Below are 17817 nucleotides of genomic sequence, written 5' to 3'. Positions count from 1 at the left end.
TTATTGATGAATATCAATCGCTTTAAATGTCAAAGTATCGCCTGCGTTAAGCAACGTCGGAGAGGTCTTGGTTAAATCAAATAAAGCAGTATCCGTCTGGCCGAGTAACTGCCAGCCGCCTGGAGACTCAAAAGGGTACACCCCTGTCTGCTCGCCGCCGATACCCACTGAGCCTGCAGGGACTTGAGTTCTAGGGATGGCATGCCTTGGGAAATACAGCGACTCAGACAAGCCGCCAAGATAAGGAAATCCTGGCTGAAAACCGATAAAGTAAACGGTATAAGTGGCTTTGGTATGTAGCTCAACAACAGCTTCAACCGAGAGATTTAGGTCATTCGCCATGGCCGCTAGATCGGGGCCATACTTACCGCCGTACTGCACGGGTATCTCGACGTGCTTGCCTTGGATAGTTTTTGAAGGGATATCATTGAGTAGGTCTGACAGCCTATATTTAAAGGTAGTAAGCTCAGCCCAAGTTAATGGCACGATGAACACACTGAGCGTATTCATACCAATCACCACTTCGATGACTTCTGGCATTTTCTGGATACTGTCTGATAAAGCCCAGCATTTTTGTTGTTTTTCTAAGCTGATCGGTTTAGGGAAAAACAACGCGAGATTGGTTTCACTGCATAGTTGCCATTGTAGTTCCATTAGCACGTACTCCATTATTTTTTATCTGCTATAGTCAAATCCTCTATAAATTGGATACGGTGCCAGGCTCGCTTAGTCTACGACTTGTAGTACTTTCACTCGCCTTCCTGGTATCCAAATTATATTGAACCGACTATATCTTGATTCTGACGCTTCTGACGCTAATGTCAGATTTGTTTTTCGCTTTTGCGGGCAAGAACTGATTTATATATTGTCTTGTATCCACTGTTCCAGATAATGAATGCTCATTTGACCTTCACAAAACACTTCATCCTCGAAGAGTCGTTGATGCAGACCAATATTGGTATCAATGCCGGTAATTTGCGCCTCCGATAAGGCTGCACGCATTTTTTCTATCGCTTTTTCTCTTGAACGATCTTGTACACATATCTTGGCAATCAAGCTGTCATAAGATGGCGGCACGGTGTAGTTTGACTCAGCATGGCTATCCACTCTGATACCAAACCCTGCTGGCATGTGGCAGTAGTCTATGCGCCCAGCATTTGGCAAAAATGTCTGCGCGTTTTCGGCATTGATACGGCACTCAAAAGCGTGTCCTGTAATGGCGATATCACTTTGCTTGTATGCTAATGGCAGTCCTGCAGCCACTCTGATCTGTTCTTGCACAATATCGACGCCCGTCACCATCTCAGTGATGGTGTGCTCAACTTGCACACGAGTATTCATCTCGATAAAGAAGAACTCGCCGTTTTCATATAAAAACTCAAACGTGCCTGCGCCTCTATACTGCATTTGCTCGCAAGCTGTGACACATGCTTGACCGATTTTCTGACGCTGCTCTTCGGTGATACCAGGTGCTGGCGCTTCTTCAATGACTTTTTGATGACGACGCTGCATAGAGCAATCACGCTCGCCTAAATAAATAGCATTGCCGTGGGTGTCAGACATGACTTGCACTTCGATATGACGCGGTGCTTGTAAGTATTTTTCGAGATAGACGATAGCGCTACCAAAATTGGCTTTGGCTTCTGTTTGCGTCATAGAGATCGCAGAGAGTAAGTCGGCTTCTTTTTCGACCACGCGCATCCCACGACCGCCGCCACCGCTTGCTGCCTTGATAATGACTGGATAGCCAACGTCACTGGCAATCTTGATAACTTGCTCTGAATCAGCAGGCAATGCGCCATCAGAACCAGGTACACAGGGCACGCCAGCCATTGTCATTTGTTTTTTGGCTTCAACCTTGTCGCCCATGTTTCTGATATTGTCAGCTGTTGGGCCAATAAACGTGAGACCTGAGTCTTCAATCAAGGCCGCAAAGTCTGCGTTTTCAGACAAAAAGCCATAGCCTGGATGGATGGCTTGTGCGTTGGTGATTTTTGCAGCAGAAACCAGCGCTCTTTGATTGAGGTAGCTGTGTGTGGCATTGGCAGGCCCGATACAGATTTTTTCATCGGCTAGGCGTACAGGCAATGAGTCTTTGTCTGATTCAGAATGGGCAATGACGGATTTAATACCCAATTGCTTACAAGCTCGGATAATACGTAGAGCAATCTCGCCACGATTGGCAATTAAGATTTTTGTGAACATATTTATTCCCTTAAAAATATAGTGTCAAATACAGTGTTTGTGCAGCGTCTATACAATATTGAGTGGCTATTGAGTGGCTTTAACTGTCTGGCGCTATAATAAATAAAGGCTGTGCATATTCTACGACATCACCTTCATCGATCAGAATCTCTTGAATCGTACCGTCAGCTTCTGCTTTTACTTCATGCATCATTTTCATGGCTTCAATGATACATAGGGTCTGCCCTGCTACTACCTGATCGCCCACTTCAAAGAACGCCTCAGCGGTCGGCTCAGAGCGAAGATAAAAAGTGCCGAGCATAGGTGCCAATACTTGAGATGAAGAGGCAGGTGAATTGGCGACCTCAGTAGTCACCGTTTCATCCATAGAACTGTTGTCTGCACTGGTATTATTAGAAGTGTTATTGTGGGAGGTTGCTGTACGTGATTCTGAATGAGCAGTTTTTGAGTGGTGAGTATTACCAATATGATTGCTGCCTTCATTGCCATTAGCCTGACAAATGATAGAGATACGTGCATCACCATCGGTTACTTCTAATGATTGTATGTCAGCGCTTTCGGCGATTTTGATCAGCTTTTCTAGATCTGTAAAGTTAATATTCATATTGTTAGCTATTCCATTAGAGTAAAAGTGAATAATTGTTTTTTATAAAAAATTTGTGCGATGTAACTGATGTAAATAGGGCCCTACTTTTAAACCATACGCTTTTATTTACTAAGAGCTTTGTGGACAAACAAGATTGGATGCCATTACATTTTAAAATGGCGTTGTCACCCAACATTATAGAACTGCCAAGTCTTCATCTTTTGGGTCGCAGATAAACATATGTCCCGGCGCGTGCGTTATCATCAGTTCAGGTTTGCTGGTCATTGCGATGCTTTGAGGCGTCACACCACAAGCCCAAAACACAGGCACTTCACCTTCCTTTATGAGTGATGCATCACCAAAATCGGGAGAGTGAATGTCTGTGATACCGATGACACTAGGGTCTCCGATATGGATAGGCGCGCCATGTACTTGCGGAAACCGAGAGGTGGCTTGTACGGCTCTGGTGATTAATGGATAAGGTATCGGTCGCATGCTGACCACCATTTTTCCATAAAACTGTCCTGCAGGCTCAGTTTCTATATTCGTGATATACATCGGCACATTGTGATTGTCTTCGATGTGTCTGACAGGAATAGACGCATTGAGCATGGCAGACTCAAAGGAAAAACTACATCCTAAAAGAAAGCAGACCAAGTCCTCTCTCCAATAGTCTGTTAAGTCTGACACCTCAGCTACTAGCTCGCCGAACTCGTATATTCGATACTTTGGGACATCAGACTTTAAGTCTGCGCCCTTCGCCATCAGCCGTGGTTCCGAACTACCAACATCTGTTACGTCTAAAATAGGACAAGATTTGGGGTTTCTTTGTGCAAACAATAAAAAATCATAGGCCAATTTCTTGGGTACTATGACTAAGTTTGCTTGTATGTGACCTTTGCACATGCCAGAAGTCGGCTTGTTGATTTCGTTCTTACCAATTAGTGCTCTGACCTCTTGTGGCGTCATATTTGCTAAATCTAACATGATTACAACCTCTTACGTTTTGACATTTCTGGCAGATAAAAAATCATCTAATAAAGACTGTATGAAGTTGGTGCTTTGTAACAGTATTTTATATATAGATAACTATATTATCGTTATGTAACCTAGCAGAACATTTTTAAAATGACAAGACGTAAGCGTTGTAAATAAACGCATGCGATACATAAATGAGAGTAGACAAGGAAGGGTTTATTACAATTATGAGCACTTGTGCAGTGTTTATTGTAGGCATTGACCAACAACTGTTTTTTATTGGTACTTACTGGCATTTATTGACGCTACTTATTTAAAGCAATCGCTGCTGACTTTAGCCAAGTCGCCGCTTTACCCAAAGAGCGCTGCTTGTGCCAAATTAGCTCCAATGCGACTGGCCAATCATGATCGTCAAAATCCAATTTCGGTGCGACCAGATAGCCATTGTCTAAGGCACTAGCAACCACGTGCTCAGGCACAAACGCCCAACCTAGATTACGCTGTACCAATTCAACGATTACCCACTGACTCTCCACCCACCAGACATCAGAAGCGACTCGTAACCGGGCTTTTTCATCGCTGTGATTGCGTGTGGCTACCATTAGCTGTCTGTAGCGTTTTAGCTCTTCCCATGCGACTGGCTGATGTGCCAGCTCATGTTCTGGCGAGCATACCAATGTCAATGATACCCAGCCAAGCGTATGAAAATTCAAGGCTGAAGGAAGGATTTCTTGACGCCACATAATGCCCAAATCCGCTCGATCTTCTAATACCAAGCGACTGACATCCTCCATCAGTGGAAACAGTAGCTCTAGCTCTACACTGGGGAAACGACGAGAGAACTCTTCCATTAGCGTACCCAGTTTCGATTCCGGATACAGCTCATCAACCGCTAATACTAGCCTGCTCTCGACCCCTTCACCCAAACTCTGTGCAACCCCGCGAAAATGCTCACAACGCTCAAGTATCACTCGAGCTTCGACCAGTAACCGCTCTCCAACGGGCGTTAGCGTTGGATAACGGCCACTGCGTACAAACAAACTACTGTCTACGTCGACTTCTAAATTTGAGACAGCCGTGCTGATAACTGACTGCGCCTTACCCAATTGCCGCGCTGCCGCTGAGAAAGACCCTGTTTCTACGGTCGCTACAAAGGCTTTTAGTTGCTCTAATGAAAAGCTCATCTATCTGTATATCCTATAGGTTCCAACTTGGTTATCCGATTTTAACAGATACAATAGCCCGATAAATCACTAATTCAATCGGGAAGTTCGATGCGTACTACTAAAGACCGTATTCGCCATACGCTAGGTTTTGAGATAGTTGGCTTAATCATATTTGTACCGCTAGCAAGCTGGTTATTTGGCTTTGATATTCATGCGATAGGTCTGATTGCGGTGGCTGGATCCATCATTGCAACAGGTTGGAACTATTTTTATAACCTACTGTTTGATCACTCTATGGTGAAGCTGCGTGGGAATGTGCATAAGACGGTGCCAATACGATTGCTACACGCCTTTTTATTTGAAGGGGGCCTACTGTTATTATTCTTACCAATGATTGCATGGTACTTAGGCATCAGCCTATGGCAGGCCTTTATGATGGATATTACGATGGCTACTTTCTATGTGGTCTATGCCTTCTTCTATAACTTAAGTTACGACAAGGTATTCCCTATTCCAGAAAACCACCTTGCCACTCAATTTAATCGTTAAACTCTATGGTTGAATCAAGCTAAGTCTATATAACGGTAGTTTTGCTCAGATTGTTTTATGTCTGTTAAATCGATGTCCACTACTGCTATTTCTTGCGTCGAACCAAGTTTTTTTATAATGCTTCCTGTAGGAGAGACGACTAGACTCTCTCCTACAAACTCACCGCCATGACCGACGCCCACACCGTTACAGGTAATCACAAAACATTGGTTCTCTATAGCATGAGCTTGATTCAATACATAGTGGGTATTTGCATAGGGAGACATATTGCCGTTTGGCATAAATATGATCTGTGTGCCTTTTTTTGCCAGTGCTCTCGAACCTTCTGGAAACTCTAACTCAAAACAAATCTGAGCACCGCAAACCACATCATTAATGCTAACCACTGACAAGTCTTTTCCGCTGGTAAATACCCCAACATCATCAAGCCAAAGCTTTGACTTTCGGTGTTTATGAATGATTTTGCCGTTTTTTATAAAAGAACATGCGTTATAGAAAAGTTGATCCTGTTTGTCAATATGCCCAACAATGATGGTTGAATCCGTATGTTTGCTGGCTATTAGTAAGTCTTCAAAATGCGATTGTGATTGGCTGCATAAAGAGTCAATATTATCTGCTGTCGGAAATCCTGTAAAAGCGAGCTCTGGAAAAATCATAAAGCCTTGACAGTCTTTGTGCTCATTGATGGATTTCAATATCAAGGCGGCATTTACCGACACTTGATAATCGGTGATATCAATCTGGTTGATGACGATTTTCATAGAATTTTATTCTCATTCGTGAGGGGTGGTTATAATGAATATTATTCTTTAATAGCAATACTCTTTAATAGCACTGGGATTCCAACCAACGGCTCAATTTAAGAATGTCAGCTTGATTTGACTTTAAATCGTTATAAAAGAAATAGAAGCTGTCGCCAGTGAGTAATTCATGCATTGGGATTCTAACGAGATTTTTCTGATGCGTTTGTTCTAGCATCATATAGTTGTCGATAAGCGTAATACCTAAGTTATAACGCGCGGCCTGTGCTGCAAGCAGTACATGGCTAAATTGATTGATTTTTACATCGCTTGGCAGCTCAAACCCACCTGCTTTGCACCACTTTAGCCAATCATTGGCCGCATTTTCGCTTTTTCCAGCGTATTTTACGGACAGTATGGGATGTTGCCATAATGCTTCAGGCAACGGTTGGTCTTTTATTTCCTCCCACAACCTTTGACCACAGACAGGGAATAGCTTTTCAGCGAATAAAAACGTGCTGACTACGTTACGCTTTGGCGGATGGACGGTTATAAAACAGTCAGAACATTGCTCATTATAATCGTCTTGGTCTGTCACCATGTTTAAGGTGAGCTCAATTTCTGGGTGTTGTGTATGGAAGTCTTCTAATCGAGGAATCAGCCAATTAACAGCCACCGAGCTATACAGTGCTAGACGAATATGGCCAGGCTGGTCATTTCGAATGGCCTGACTGGTATTGGACAGAGCCGTCAGCGATTGATTTACTTCTGTGAAATAACGCGACCCTATTTCTGTCAACGAAAGTGTCCGACCCTGCCTATAAAACAACGCTTCTCCAAGGTACTCCTCAAGCGTTCGAACCTGATGACTCACGGCGCTTTGCGTCACGTTGAGGCTTTCTGCTGCCTTTGAAAAACTATTTAGTCTTGCAACGGATTCAAAGCATTGTATCGCGCGCAATGGCGGTAGTTTCATTATTATCTCAGCTAATACTAAAGGGCTTTATATCATTATACGTCATGTAAATATATGAATATACTGCTTACTCAAGTATTAAATGAACGTCATTTGATGTCAATTTTCAACTATTTCTAGAGTAACGCTGAGGGTTATTATGCCAAAGATGAGTGTTGGGTTTGCCATGATTCTATTGGTTGTGGGAAATATGATTGCCGTCCTATCAGATGCGTTGATCAAAGAATTGCCAGATGGCGCAGCGGTCTATCAATTTGTCCTACTACGTCAGTTGACAGCTGTTTTGATGCTACTGCCCTTTTGCTTTTTGAATAAAAAAACCAAGTTGATTAGTAATATAAAATGGCATTTTGTACGGGGTCATATTTGGTTATTTGGTGCGGTATTTATGGTATTGTCTATTCAAGCGCTGCCGCTGGCAACGGTGAATGCTATTTTTTATACCGCTCCTTTGATGATGTTGCCGTTAGGGTTTTTGTTTTACAAAGACAGACTTACCGCGCCAAGCATCATTGTGGCAATATTGGGTTTTGTCGGCATTCTTGTTATCGTAAAACCAACGCAAATTAATATGGGTGCTATCTTTGCACTGATAGTGGCCTTAACCATGGCGACGAACAACCTACTAGTGCGTAAACTGCCTTCTAATCACACCGTTGCACAAACACTGTTTTTGACCAATTTAGTCGGAATACCATTTGGGCTTAGTTTGGCCATTTGGGAAAATGCCCCTTTGAGTTGGTACGCGCTATGGATAGCAGCCGGTTCAAATCTGTTTATTTTGATTTATGCGGGTATTTGCGTACTGGTCTACCGAGCGGTGGAAGCCCATAAAATATCTAGTGCAGAATATACGGGCCTGTTAGGAGCAGTATTCATCGGCATCGTGTGGTTCCATGAGATACCAGATATCAGCTTATTGATAGGTTCAGCATTGATTATCATCCCTCTCATTTGGCTCGCCACACGAGAGTCTGTCAAATATAAAAGATCGGTTCCGATAGAGTAAGTGGAGATATTGGCAATCGTTTCCTGCATAAAAAATCACATCGAGTTGATGTGTTTTGATAATCAAGAAAATCTTACTGCGCACTTTTTACCTTTCTCCTATCAGCTAAAAAACCTACGGCTTTGATATACTAAGTGCTTAAGGTAGTACGTTAAAAATGCGTGAGTCGGTAGATTAGACAACATTAAAGCGTAGATAACTCTTACGCTTCCTTATTAGTTATTTTTTACGACGCCATCGCATTTCTATATTATGTATTTCATCCAATTTTATAGAGCGAAATACATAATTTCCTTGTAATACCAAACCACCATGAAGTACACGCAAAAGTGAAGTTGAATAAGACAACCTAGTTCTATCTTTACTTTGCATATTTAATGTTATATAACCCTCCCATATACCACCATCAATGCGTAAATTAGTTATTGTTGTTGGGTTATTTAGGTCTTGCCCCTGTAAAATTGTTGCGTCACCTGAAATCATATGTGCTCTTTGAACAATAGTCATTTCAAATTTCGCTTTCTGCCCTGGAGCTGTACTTTCATATTCCCATGTCCCATTTATATCGACACCTTTATATGTAACAGCTTGATACCAAGGAATAAAAAAACTTTTAAATAAAAGACCTACCACATATAAAGCTGCAGTTGTAATTATACCGCTTACAACACCTAAGATTATTGTTGCTACTTCACTCATAAATATCCTTTTTGAATTAGATACCACTCTAGTAGTTTATGACACTCCAGAATAGCTTACATTGCATTGTCTAATGATCCTACTATCTATAGGGAGTATGTTAAGCATTATCTTTCGACCCTGACATAGCGCGCTTGAGATAATACCTTAAAAATATATGGAGCAGTGGCTTAGATGACATTGAGGCATATAGGCAGTTAGTAAATACATCCACATTCCTTATAAAAATATTAAATGTATTCAATACCCTAAACGAACTGACCACTACATTTCTGCTTTAACTACTTTTATTTTCTCAACCAAGAAATCGACGGCGGCTTTTACTTTTGGTACTAGATAGCGCTGCTTTTGATACAGCAAATATACAGCCATATCAGCATGCTGCGTGATTGCTAATGGATGCTCAAATTTAATCTCTTGCAATGCGCCTGACTCAAGATATGAGGATAGTGCCCACCGAGTGGACATCAAAATACCTTCACCATTACAAGCCTTTTTGGCAAGCCATGGCCCGTTATTTGAGATCGCAACTGCTGGCCCCGAGACATCATGCCACTGATCATCCACATGGCATAACCAAGGTGTTGGCCCATTTGGCGCTTTGAAATATAGGCCTTTATGTTCCTTCAACGCCATTACATGATTGGGTGTACCATGCATCTCCAAATAACTGGGAGACGCAACCGGTATAAACCCATTGTCCATTAGCCTAATGGCAATCACGCGCTCATTGGGTGCATAACCACCGCGAATCGCAATGTCTACATCGTCACGGCCCAATGCTGATAGCTCATCGCTGAGACTGACATCCAATACAATCTCTGGGTATAACTTACCAAGTTCGTCTAACAACGGCAGTAGTATTCTTTCACCAAAACCCACCATCGAGCTGATTCGTAAGCGCCCCATTGGCGTGGTCTGGTAACTGCGCACCGTTTCTTTACTTTGTTCTAGTTGGTTCAATATGTGCTGCATATCATTGTAATAAACCTGCCCTACTTCGGTCAGTTTAACGATTCGAGTCGAGCGCTTTAATAATGTCGCGCCTAGACTTTTCTCCAAATCAGACACCCGTCTAGATAGTGAGGATGGCGGTACATTGAACGCACTTGCCGCTTTAGTAAAACTGCCCGTTTCTACGACTTTGCTGAAATACCGTATCGCACGTAATTGATCCAACTGACCTCTCCATTTAAATGAATATTTGAGTATTCTCGCCTTATTATTGTCTTAATAGCAATAGTGATTCACGTTATTCCTTATATATAACCACATTAAAACCAGTAATAATGTGGTTAACTTAAACGTCGCAATGAAAACACGATTAAAAATAACCTTTACGTCAACAATGGAAGAATGACTTATGATTACTTTGCACGGCTTTGCTGCAAGCAACTATTACAACATCGTAAAACACGCTCTTTTATATAAGGGCATTCCGTTCCAAGAAGACCTTTTATACGCTGGTAGTGATGATCTACTAACCGTCAGTCCAGTGGGCAAAGTACCTGCAATCACCATGCCTGACGGTTTTAATCTGTCGGAATCTAGCGTGATTTGTGACTTCCTTGAAGAAACCTATCCTGAAAAGCCGCTATATCCTACCAATGCAACAGAACGCGCGGCTGTACGTCAGATTATGAAAATAGCAGAGCTTTACTTTGAGCTACCATGCCGCCGACTGATTCCTTATGTGTTTTCTGGTACTCAAGCACCTAACGCAATCAAAGATGAAGTACGTCAAGTATTGGGCCGCGGTATTATTGCCATGAATCGCCTATGTAAATTTTCTCCTTGGATTGCAGGCGAACAATTCACCATGGCCGACATCTATGTGCATCACGTCAACACCATTGTCAACGCTTTTGGATCTACTCAGCTTGAGTGGGATGTACTGGCAGAAGTGGAAGGTATGAAAGAATGGAACAAGGCCATGAGTAAAACCGACATTGCACAAAGCGTTCAGGCAGATAGCCAAGCGAATATGCCTGAGTTCATGCAGCATGTGACTGCCCAAATTAAAGCCGCAAACGCTGGCTAGTTCGATGCTGACCCGTTCAATTCTAAAAAGCATTTAACGATAAAACAATCGTTATTCTTACTCACAACTAAACGACCAAAAAATAGGGCCAATGCCATCACGTGATTGGCCAAAAAAATAACTATTTGCAGGAGCAAACCTTATGACTGATAAAAACATCCAACTGACCTCAACCATTAGCGAAGACAATAAACTAACCTTGGCTTTGCAAGAAATTGATATGCCACAACCGGGTGCCGACGAAGTTGTCGTTCGTATTGAAGCCGCACCGTTGAACCCATCTGATTTAGCCGTTCTATTTAGCGTCGCTGACATGTCGACTGCCGCGCAATCAGGCACAGACGAAAACCCAGTCATTACGGCTGATGTGCCAGCTAAATTCATGCCATCTGTCAAAACTCGTGTGGGTAAAAACACGCCAGTCGGTAATGAAGGCGCAGGTACCGTAGTCGCCGCAGGATCATCAGATGCGGCACAAGCATTGATGGGGAAAACCGTTGCTGTGATCGGTGGTGGTACGTACCGTCAGTATCTTCGCGCCAATGTACAGAGCTGCTTAGAGCTAAAAGAAGGCACTACAGCTAAAGAAGGCGCATCTTCTTTTGTGAACCCACTAACAGCCCTAGCCATGGTCGAAACCATGCGCGCTGAAGGCCACAAAGCCATCGTACATGCCGCAGCGGCATCTAGCTTGGGTCAAATGCTAAACCGTATCTGTATGGCAGACGGTGTTGATTTAGTGAATATCGTTCGTAAAGATACGCAAGAAAAGCTATTGCGCGATATGGGCGCAAAATATGTGGTCAACTCAAGCAGCGATACGTTTATTGCTGATTTAACAGCGGCCATTACTGAAACAGGTGCTACGATTTCGTTTGATCCAATCGGCGGCGGTCAGTTAAGCAGTGATATTTTGAACTGCATGGAAGCGGCTATCAATGTTGATGTAGAAGAATACAGCGTTTATGGCTCTAATACGTTCAAACAAGCGTACATCTATGGCGCACTAAACCGTGGCCCTATCACGTTAAATCGTAACTTTGGTTTCTCTTGGGGTGTGAATGGCTTCTTGTTATTCAATGCGCTAGGTAAACTGGGTACTAAAACCGTCGTGAAAATGCGTCAACGTGTGGCAGAAGAAATCACTACCACGTTTGCAAGTAGCTATACGCATGAAGTGTCATTGGCTGAAGTACTACATTTACAGTCCATCGCTGCTTATGGTAAACAAGCAACAGGTGAGAAGTATTTGATTACGCCTCAAGCTTAATAATGTCTAAAAAGCTGTTATAACTTAAGATATAGCAACTTCTTCATAGGCTGATTTTGAATGTATATAAAGGCAGATACTGTTATCAGTATCTGCCTTTTTTGTTGGCTTGGCTTTACATAGATTTAACTACACAATCAAAGCCCTAGTCCTAGCTCTAACGCTTACGTCCTGTAAAACACTTTAACCATACGATACTTTGCGAAAGTTTAAAATCTGTTCTCTGACTGCTTGCTCAATTTGTTGCCAGTCAGCGATGTTATGACGTGAATATTGCACATTGACATATAAAGCCATGTCTGGCTCTAAATCAAAGTTGTGAATACAAGGTGGCCTAGGCACATCTCTATTACTGCACTTTATATAGGTTGTAATTTGGCTATTGTTATCTCTTTGAATAAACACATCTTCTGCATATCTGTCTTCACGATAAGGACGGTCAGTCTTAGGATCTATACCCGGCGGCGCATAAACTTCCAACCCGTATTGATCGTTATTAAGCTGTTCATACGTATAAACAGGGTCTAGGCCACTTGCACTAATTGTTCCATCGCCGATACGGTGAATAGCGCCTACTCCATGATATTTATCGCCAGAGGAGACTCTAACTGATACCCAAGGGTCATTAGGCAAGTGCTGCTCTTTATCATAAGCATGTTTATGACTTTTATTGCTCTTATCGAATATGGTGTTGTCGGTATAACGTAGATCAAAGCCAAAACTATTTATCTCTGATTCATAGCTGCGTGTGGGCTTTTTATCCTCTCGTTTTTTGCCAAATGTAGGGTCACCGTTATACGCAACGAAAGTCACGAGATTTCTTGGCAGGTCAACGGGGAGACCACCTAAATCACCAATATAGTTTGCAGGCGCCCTACCAATACAAGATGTCATGAGAGTAGCGCTCACAGCTATAAGAACAATCTTGCTTAATTTTTTAATAAACATTGAATACCTTGAGAAATGGACATTGCTAAAAAGCATAATATTGCAATTCAAGAGACTAGCTAGAAGCATATATTATATAAGCAAAGATACAGGGGTAAATTTATTAATGTTTATTATTAAAAGGAAACCACACTACATCCGTTTTAAACAACGTATGGCTTTAATACGTTCAAACAAGCCTACATCTATGGCGCACTAAACCGTGGCCCTATCACCCTGAACCGTAACTTTGGTTTTTCTTGGGGTGTAAATGGTTTCCTACTGTTCAATGCGCTAGGCAAACTGGGTACTAAAACAGTCGTGAAAATGCGCCAACGTGTGGCAGAAGAAATCACCACCACGTTTGCAAGCAGCTATACGCATGAAGTGTCATTGGCAGAAGTGTTGCACTTACAGTCAATCGCTGCTTATGGCAAATAAGCAACAGGTGAGAAATACTTAATCACACCTCAAGCTTAATAATGTCTAAAAAGCTGTTATAACTTAAGATATAGCAACTTCTTCATAGGCTGATTTTGAATATATATAAAGGCAGATACTGATAATGGTATCTGCCTTTTTTGTGTTTGATTATCGACCTACTTTATCAGAGAATTTTAACTTGAGATATTTGTACTCCCAACCATCATTGTGGTTATATGGCTTCTTTGACATAATTAACAAATAGCGCTGCTGCAACAGTTGAAGGCAAATACAGTTTTGGTAAAAAGGGCGACAACATGTCTGTATTGACCATCGCCAATGACAACCAAGTCTCTCACGTTAAAAAGGATATGTTATGTCGTTTATCAAAATATGCACATTGGCATTAGTTACCGCCTCGTCTTTAGCGGCGTGTAGCAGTTATAATCAGACAGACTTGAGCAATAAAACGAGTGTCAGTCAAATCACAGACGGTAACTCATTTATGAATACGATAAAACCAAGCAGCGCTCAGGCGATAATTGGTCAAGTGACTGGCATTACCTCACAAGACCGAACGCAGCAAAAAGTCACCATAGTGGCTCAAGGTGGTAAGTCCTATATAGCATCCATTAGCAAGTCTGATTTTGATCAGCAGAATACCTATCAAATGCAAAAGCTGGTCATAGGCGACTATGTAGAGGTAATGGGCGAGCAGTCACAATTAGATGACGAGCTTCAGCTTACTGTACGTGCGATGCCATACGTATTACGAAAAATCATTATCGCTGACCATCAAGTAGATTGTGTGGGCGTTGCTCCGCAGTCTTGCTGGTTGACGAAGCCTGCTGGAATCACCGCCGATAGTCAGGCGGATTGGGAGTATAGATATAGCGGCATAGAAGGATTTGACTACGAACCTAACTATGAATATACCTTGCTTATCAAGAATACGGCCATTGACAGACCACCTGCTGATGCATCGTCAATTCAAAGCACTCTAATACAAGTACTTGAGAAAAAAAGAACCAAACCTTAATTGGTAAAACATAAATAACCAAAGCGGACAAATAACCACACAATGAAAAAATCAGTGCAAAACATCTCAAACTGGGTCGGACTTACCATTTTAGTTGCAGCCTCATTAATGTCTGGAGCAGCACAAGCAGCGGGCAATAATGAGACTTTGAAAATTGAGGTTGATAGACAAGCCAAATTATTGATGGAAGAGCATAATATCCCCGGCATGTCCTTTGGCATTATTATCGATGGCGAGTCTTATCTCTATAATTATGGCCTAGCGGACAAACAAGCCCGCATACCTGTCTCAGACAACACGATTTTTGAATTAGGCTCTATCAGTAAGACATTTGCCGCTACTCTAGCCAGTTATTCTGAACTTAATGGCACACTATCATTAGAAGATACCGCTGATAAATATATCCCTTATCTAAAAAACAGCGCTATTGGTGATACCAAACTGATTAATCTAGCCACCTATTCGGCAGGTGGTCTACCGCTTCAAGTACCTGATGATGTCACTGATAATCCAGCACTGTTCCGTTATTATAAGTCTTGGCAGCCTGTATTCCCTGTCAACTCAAAACGTCTATATTCCAATGCCAGCATCGGGCTATTTGGCTACATATCTGCCCTAAGTATGGGCTCTGACTACACACAGCTAATGGAAGATGAAATCCTGCCAGCACTCAACATGCCGAATACCTTTGTCAATGTGCCTAGTGAAAGAATAGCTGATTATGCGTTTGGTTATAATGCTGCTGGCGATGCCATCAGAGTCAATCCCGGTATGTTAGACGCTGAAGCCTACGGGATCAAATCAACCAGTGCAGATATGACTCGATATATGGCTGCGAATATGGGATTAGTATCTCTTGATAAAGATATTCAGCAATCATTGGAGAATAATAGAAAGGGTTACTATCAGGTGAGCACCTTTACACAAGGATTAGCATGGGAGATGTATCCGTTTCCTACTTCACTGGATACCTTGCTTGAAGGTAACTCGATGGAGGTAGTGCTGAACCCCCAGACCATTACCACAGACAAGCACCCTACATCCGTTTTAAACAACGTATTGGTCAATAAGACAGGTGCTACCAATGGGTTTGGTGGGTATATAGCTTATATCCCTTCCAAAAAATCAGGCATCGTCATTTTAGCAAACAAGAACTATCCTAATGCGGATAGAGTTAAAGCGGCCTATACGATTTTGGCAAGTGCAATGACTCACTGATTTTTTTCATTCATTTAATATGAGCCACAAAATGATCGGATGAGATGAAAGCTCGCGTTATGAGTAGCTAGAGCGTTTCATTAATTAGCAGATTTATATATTTAGTCATAAAGCTAAGGAAATCTTACTGTATAAAAAGCTGAGTAATAGTAGATAATTAAGTCTCAAGTGTTTAACGACTCTCTAAGGATATCTATGCATCACTCCATTCATGACGAGCCTCACCTTAGCAACCGCAACCATTGGTTAAGAGCAGCCGTGTTAGGTGCGAATGATGGGTTAATTTCAACTGCCAGTTTACTGGTTGGCGTGGCATCGGCAAATCCTAGTAGTCAGACAATGCTACTGACCGGACTGGCAGCATTGACAGCAGGTGCATTATCAATGGCGGCTGGCGAGTATATTTCGGTATCTTCGCAAGCAGATACCGAAAAGGCTGATTTAACCAAAGAGCAATATGAGCTGACACATAATGCTGATCGCGAGCTTTTTGAATTAACGAAAATTTATGAGACGCGCGGACTTGATCACACGTTGGCTCATCAAGTCGCGGTGGCTTTAACGGAACATGATGCCCTTGAAGCCCATGCTCGTGACGAGATTGGTTTGACCGATCTTAGCCAAGCAAAGCCAATTCATGCATCCGTTGCTTCGGGATTATCGTTCATTGCTGGGGCGATATTGCCTGTGATTGGTGTCATGGTATTACCAGCGCAGACATTGGTCTGGTCACTGGCATCCATTACCTTACTTGGTCTCATTCTGTTGGGTGTAATATCTGCCCGTTTAGGCGGCGCGCCCATCATACCTGCTATCGTTCGGATCGTTTCGTGGGGAGCGATTGCAATGCTAGCCACATCGATGATTGGACGTTTATTCGGTGTGGCAGTGTAGAGGGGATTTCATTGAAAACAGTACCATCTTAATGGTAAGTTCATTAGATAGAGCAAGGAGTATCTGGCCAATAATACAAAGCATATATATAGTACTTGAAGCCTAGTCGTTGGTCTCACGATACACTGTGTTTTGTGATTCTTGCCTAAACACCTCATAACTGATAGCAGTATCAGCTTGCGAATCATTAGAGGCAGCTTCTGATAATGGTGCCTCAGTTGCCTTTGCTCTATTAGGTGTACTGCCTTGATTCTCGCTAGTAGCCTCACCTTGTTTTGTAGCTGCTACTGGCGTATCTGCAGTACTTGGCTCTGTCTCATCTACGCTTATTTCCGATTCAATATCTTCAGCAGGTATACTGTTTGTCGTTACTTCGGTCTCAATTGTCTCAGTGTTATTGGGAGTTGAGCTTGCACTATCAGGCATAGTGGTATTTGTTGAAGTGGATAGAACACCAGTGAAAATGAGCACTGCGACGATAACAGCAATTAATAATGAGCCAAAAACGATACCAATAATAAGCGGTTTTTTGCTACTTGCCAGCTTGTTCTGTGCTGTTGCTGCTGGCTCATTAACGACTTCCTGTATCTGCGCCTCTTGAGTGGCCCAGTCATCATTATAGGTAGTCGCTTTGGCTTCAGATTGCATCTCAGCTTCTGAATCCATGACTTTGTTATAGTCACTATTCAATTGAGTATGAGTATCATCAGATTCTATCTTTAATGATTCATCGATATTGAACGTTTCTTCTTCTACAAGTGAGTTTGAATTTGAGAAATCAAAAACAGTATCTGTGTCGGTCGCGGTTATATCTAATGCTTTCTCTCGTGTCTTTATATTGCTAGTAGCACGGCTGTCATCTTCAGTGCTTTGAACACGACTGATGAAGCGATCATAGATATCGTTGTTGGTACGGGTACGCGATTTTTTGTTGGCAATTTTCGCCAACCTCTCTTCAAAATCTGTCTCGATATCCGTTTTTTTGTCGCTCATAGAATAATACCAAACCAGTTTATTCTACTGGTATTAAATGACTGCTAGAATGAGTTGTGATATTTATCACCAAATTGTAACTATAGCGTAAGCAAACAATATAG

The 17817-nt window shown here is 42.2% G+C and carries 18 protein-coding genes; 7 read left to right on the top strand and 11 right to left on the bottom strand.

The annotated features are described in order from the left end of the window. The 5 genes from pxpB to I6E84_RS07515 all read right to left on the bottom strand — a co-directional run bounded on the left by pxpB (window position 1) and on the right by I6E84_RS07515 (window position 4953). Window positions 1-654, bottom strand: coding sequence for a 5-oxoprolinase subunit PxpB (gene pxpB / locus I6E84_RS07535; protein WP_197217228.1), 654 nt, complete (start codon window positions 652-654; stop codon window positions 1-3). Window positions 655-858: 204 nt separating this feature from the next. Further along, window positions 859-2205, bottom strand: a complete 1347-nt coding sequence (gene accC / locus I6E84_RS07530; RefSeq protein ID WP_197217226.1) for an acetyl-CoA carboxylase biotin carboxylase subunit — start codon at window positions 2203-2205, stop codon at window positions 859-861. A gap of 79 nt (window positions 2206-2284) precedes the next feature. Further along, window positions 2285-2809 (bottom strand): acetyl-CoA carboxylase biotin carboxyl carrier protein, encoded by a 525-nt coding sequence (gene accB, locus I6E84_RS07525; protein ID WP_197217224.1) that lies wholly within the window; start codon window positions 2807-2809, stop codon window positions 2285-2287. 177 nt (window positions 2810-2986) lie between these two features. After that, a complete protein-coding gene (locus tag I6E84_RS07520; RefSeq protein ID WP_194365333.1) occupies window positions 2987-3778 on the bottom strand; it encodes a putative hydro-lyase in 792 nt (263 codons plus the stop codon). Between the two features lie 296 nt (window positions 3779-4074). Next, window positions 4075-4953, bottom strand: a complete 879-nt coding sequence (locus I6E84_RS07515; protein WP_197217222.1) for a LysR family transcriptional regulator — start codon at window positions 4951-4953, stop codon at window positions 4075-4077. Window positions 4954-5043: 90 nt separating this feature from the next. On the opposite strand from I6E84_RS07515, the gene I6E84_RS07510 reads away from it, so the two are divergent. Then, complete coding sequence (locus I6E84_RS07510; protein ID WP_197217220.1) at window positions 5044-5484, top strand: PACE efflux transporter; 441 nt, start codon at window positions 5044-5046, stop codon at window positions 5482-5484. Window positions 5485-5498: 14 nt separating this feature from the next. Here the strand turns inward: I6E84_RS07510 and I6E84_RS07505 are convergent, their stop codons facing one another. Together I6E84_RS07505 and I6E84_RS07500 are read right to left on the bottom strand one after the other, a co-directional pair. Then, a complete protein-coding gene (locus I6E84_RS07505) occupies window positions 5499-6245 on the bottom strand; it encodes a carbon-nitrogen hydrolase family protein (RefSeq protein WP_197217218.1) in 747 nt (248 codons plus the stop codon). Window positions 6246-6309: 64 nt separating this feature from the next. Beyond that, window positions 6310-7200, bottom strand: coding sequence for a LysR family transcriptional regulator (locus tag I6E84_RS07500; protein ID WP_197217216.1), 891 nt, complete (start codon window positions 7198-7200; stop codon window positions 6310-6312). Between the two features lie 139 nt (window positions 7201-7339). On the opposite strand from I6E84_RS07500, the gene I6E84_RS07495 reads away from it, so the two are divergent. Beyond that, entirely contained in the window at window positions 7340-8209 is an 870-nt protein-coding gene (locus I6E84_RS07495) for a DMT family transporter (RefSeq protein WP_197217214.1), read from the top strand. Window positions 8210-8428: 219 nt separating this feature from the next. Here I6E84_RS07495 and I6E84_RS07490 read toward each other — a convergent pair whose 3' ends face one another. After that, the gene (locus I6E84_RS07490; RefSeq protein WP_197217212.1) at window positions 8429-8908 is read right to left on the bottom strand and encodes a hypothetical protein; all 480 of its coding nucleotides are present in this window, start codon (window positions 8906-8908) and stop codon (window positions 8429-8431) included. A 264-nt stretch (window positions 8909-9172) separates the two neighbouring features. Continuing rightward, entirely contained in the window at window positions 9173-10087 is a 915-nt protein-coding gene (locus I6E84_RS07485) for a LysR family transcriptional regulator (protein ID WP_197217210.1), read from the bottom strand. A 184-nt stretch (window positions 10088-10271) separates the two neighbouring features. On the opposite strand from I6E84_RS07485, the gene I6E84_RS07480 reads away from it, so the two are divergent. Continuing rightward, complete coding sequence (locus tag I6E84_RS07480; protein WP_197217208.1) at window positions 10272-10949, top strand: glutathione S-transferase family protein; 678 nt, start codon at window positions 10272-10274, stop codon at window positions 10947-10949. 142 nt (window positions 10950-11091) lie between these two features. Then, window positions 11092-12219 (top strand): zinc-binding dehydrogenase, encoded by a 1128-nt coding sequence (locus I6E84_RS07475; protein WP_197101063.1) that lies wholly within the window; start codon window positions 11092-11094, stop codon window positions 12217-12219. A gap of 183 nt (window positions 12220-12402) precedes the next feature. Here the strand turns inward: I6E84_RS07475 and I6E84_RS07470 are convergent, their stop codons facing one another. After that, the gene (locus I6E84_RS07470) at window positions 12403-13113 is read right to left on the bottom strand and encodes a hypothetical protein (protein ID WP_227681341.1); all 711 of its coding nucleotides are present in this window, start codon (window positions 13111-13113) and stop codon (window positions 12403-12405) included. Between the two features lie 832 nt (window positions 13114-13945). Between I6E84_RS07470 and I6E84_RS07460 the strand changes: the two genes are divergently transcribed. The 3 genes from I6E84_RS07460 to I6E84_RS07450 all read left to right on the top strand — a co-directional run bounded on the left by I6E84_RS07460 (window position 13946) and on the right by I6E84_RS07450 (window position 16720). Then, window positions 13946-14608 carry a DUF4377 domain-containing protein gene (locus I6E84_RS07460; protein WP_197217206.1) on the top strand — a complete coding sequence of 221 codons (663 nt, stop codon included), beginning with the start codon at window positions 13946-13948 and terminating at the stop codon, window positions 14606-14608. A 42-nt stretch (window positions 14609-14650) separates the two neighbouring features. Next, window positions 14651-15826, top strand: coding sequence for a class C beta-lactamase (gene ampC, locus I6E84_RS07455; RefSeq protein WP_197217205.1), 1176 nt, complete (start codon window positions 14651-14653; stop codon window positions 15824-15826). A gap of 195 nt (window positions 15827-16021) precedes the next feature. Then, the gene (locus I6E84_RS07450; protein ID WP_197217204.1) at window positions 16022-16720 is read left to right on the top strand and encodes a VIT family protein; all 699 of its coding nucleotides are present in this window, start codon (window positions 16022-16024) and stop codon (window positions 16718-16720) included. A gap of 102 nt (window positions 16721-16822) precedes the next feature. Here the strand turns inward: I6E84_RS07450 and I6E84_RS07445 are convergent, their stop codons facing one another. Next, window positions 16823-17713 (bottom strand): hypothetical protein, encoded by an 891-nt coding sequence (locus I6E84_RS07445; RefSeq protein WP_197217203.1) that lies wholly within the window; start codon window positions 17711-17713, stop codon window positions 16823-16825. Between the last annotated feature and the right edge of the window lie 104 nt (window positions 17714-17817).

It is taken from the genome of Psychrobacter sp. SCQQ22 (assembly GCF_015864605.1).
Lineage (GTDB): Bacteria > Pseudomonadota > Gammaproteobacteria > Pseudomonadales > Moraxellaceae > Psychrobacter > Psychrobacter fozii.
The sequence above is the reverse complement of the archived record's forward strand: the minus strand, read 5'-3'. Positions and strand labels throughout refer to the sequence as shown.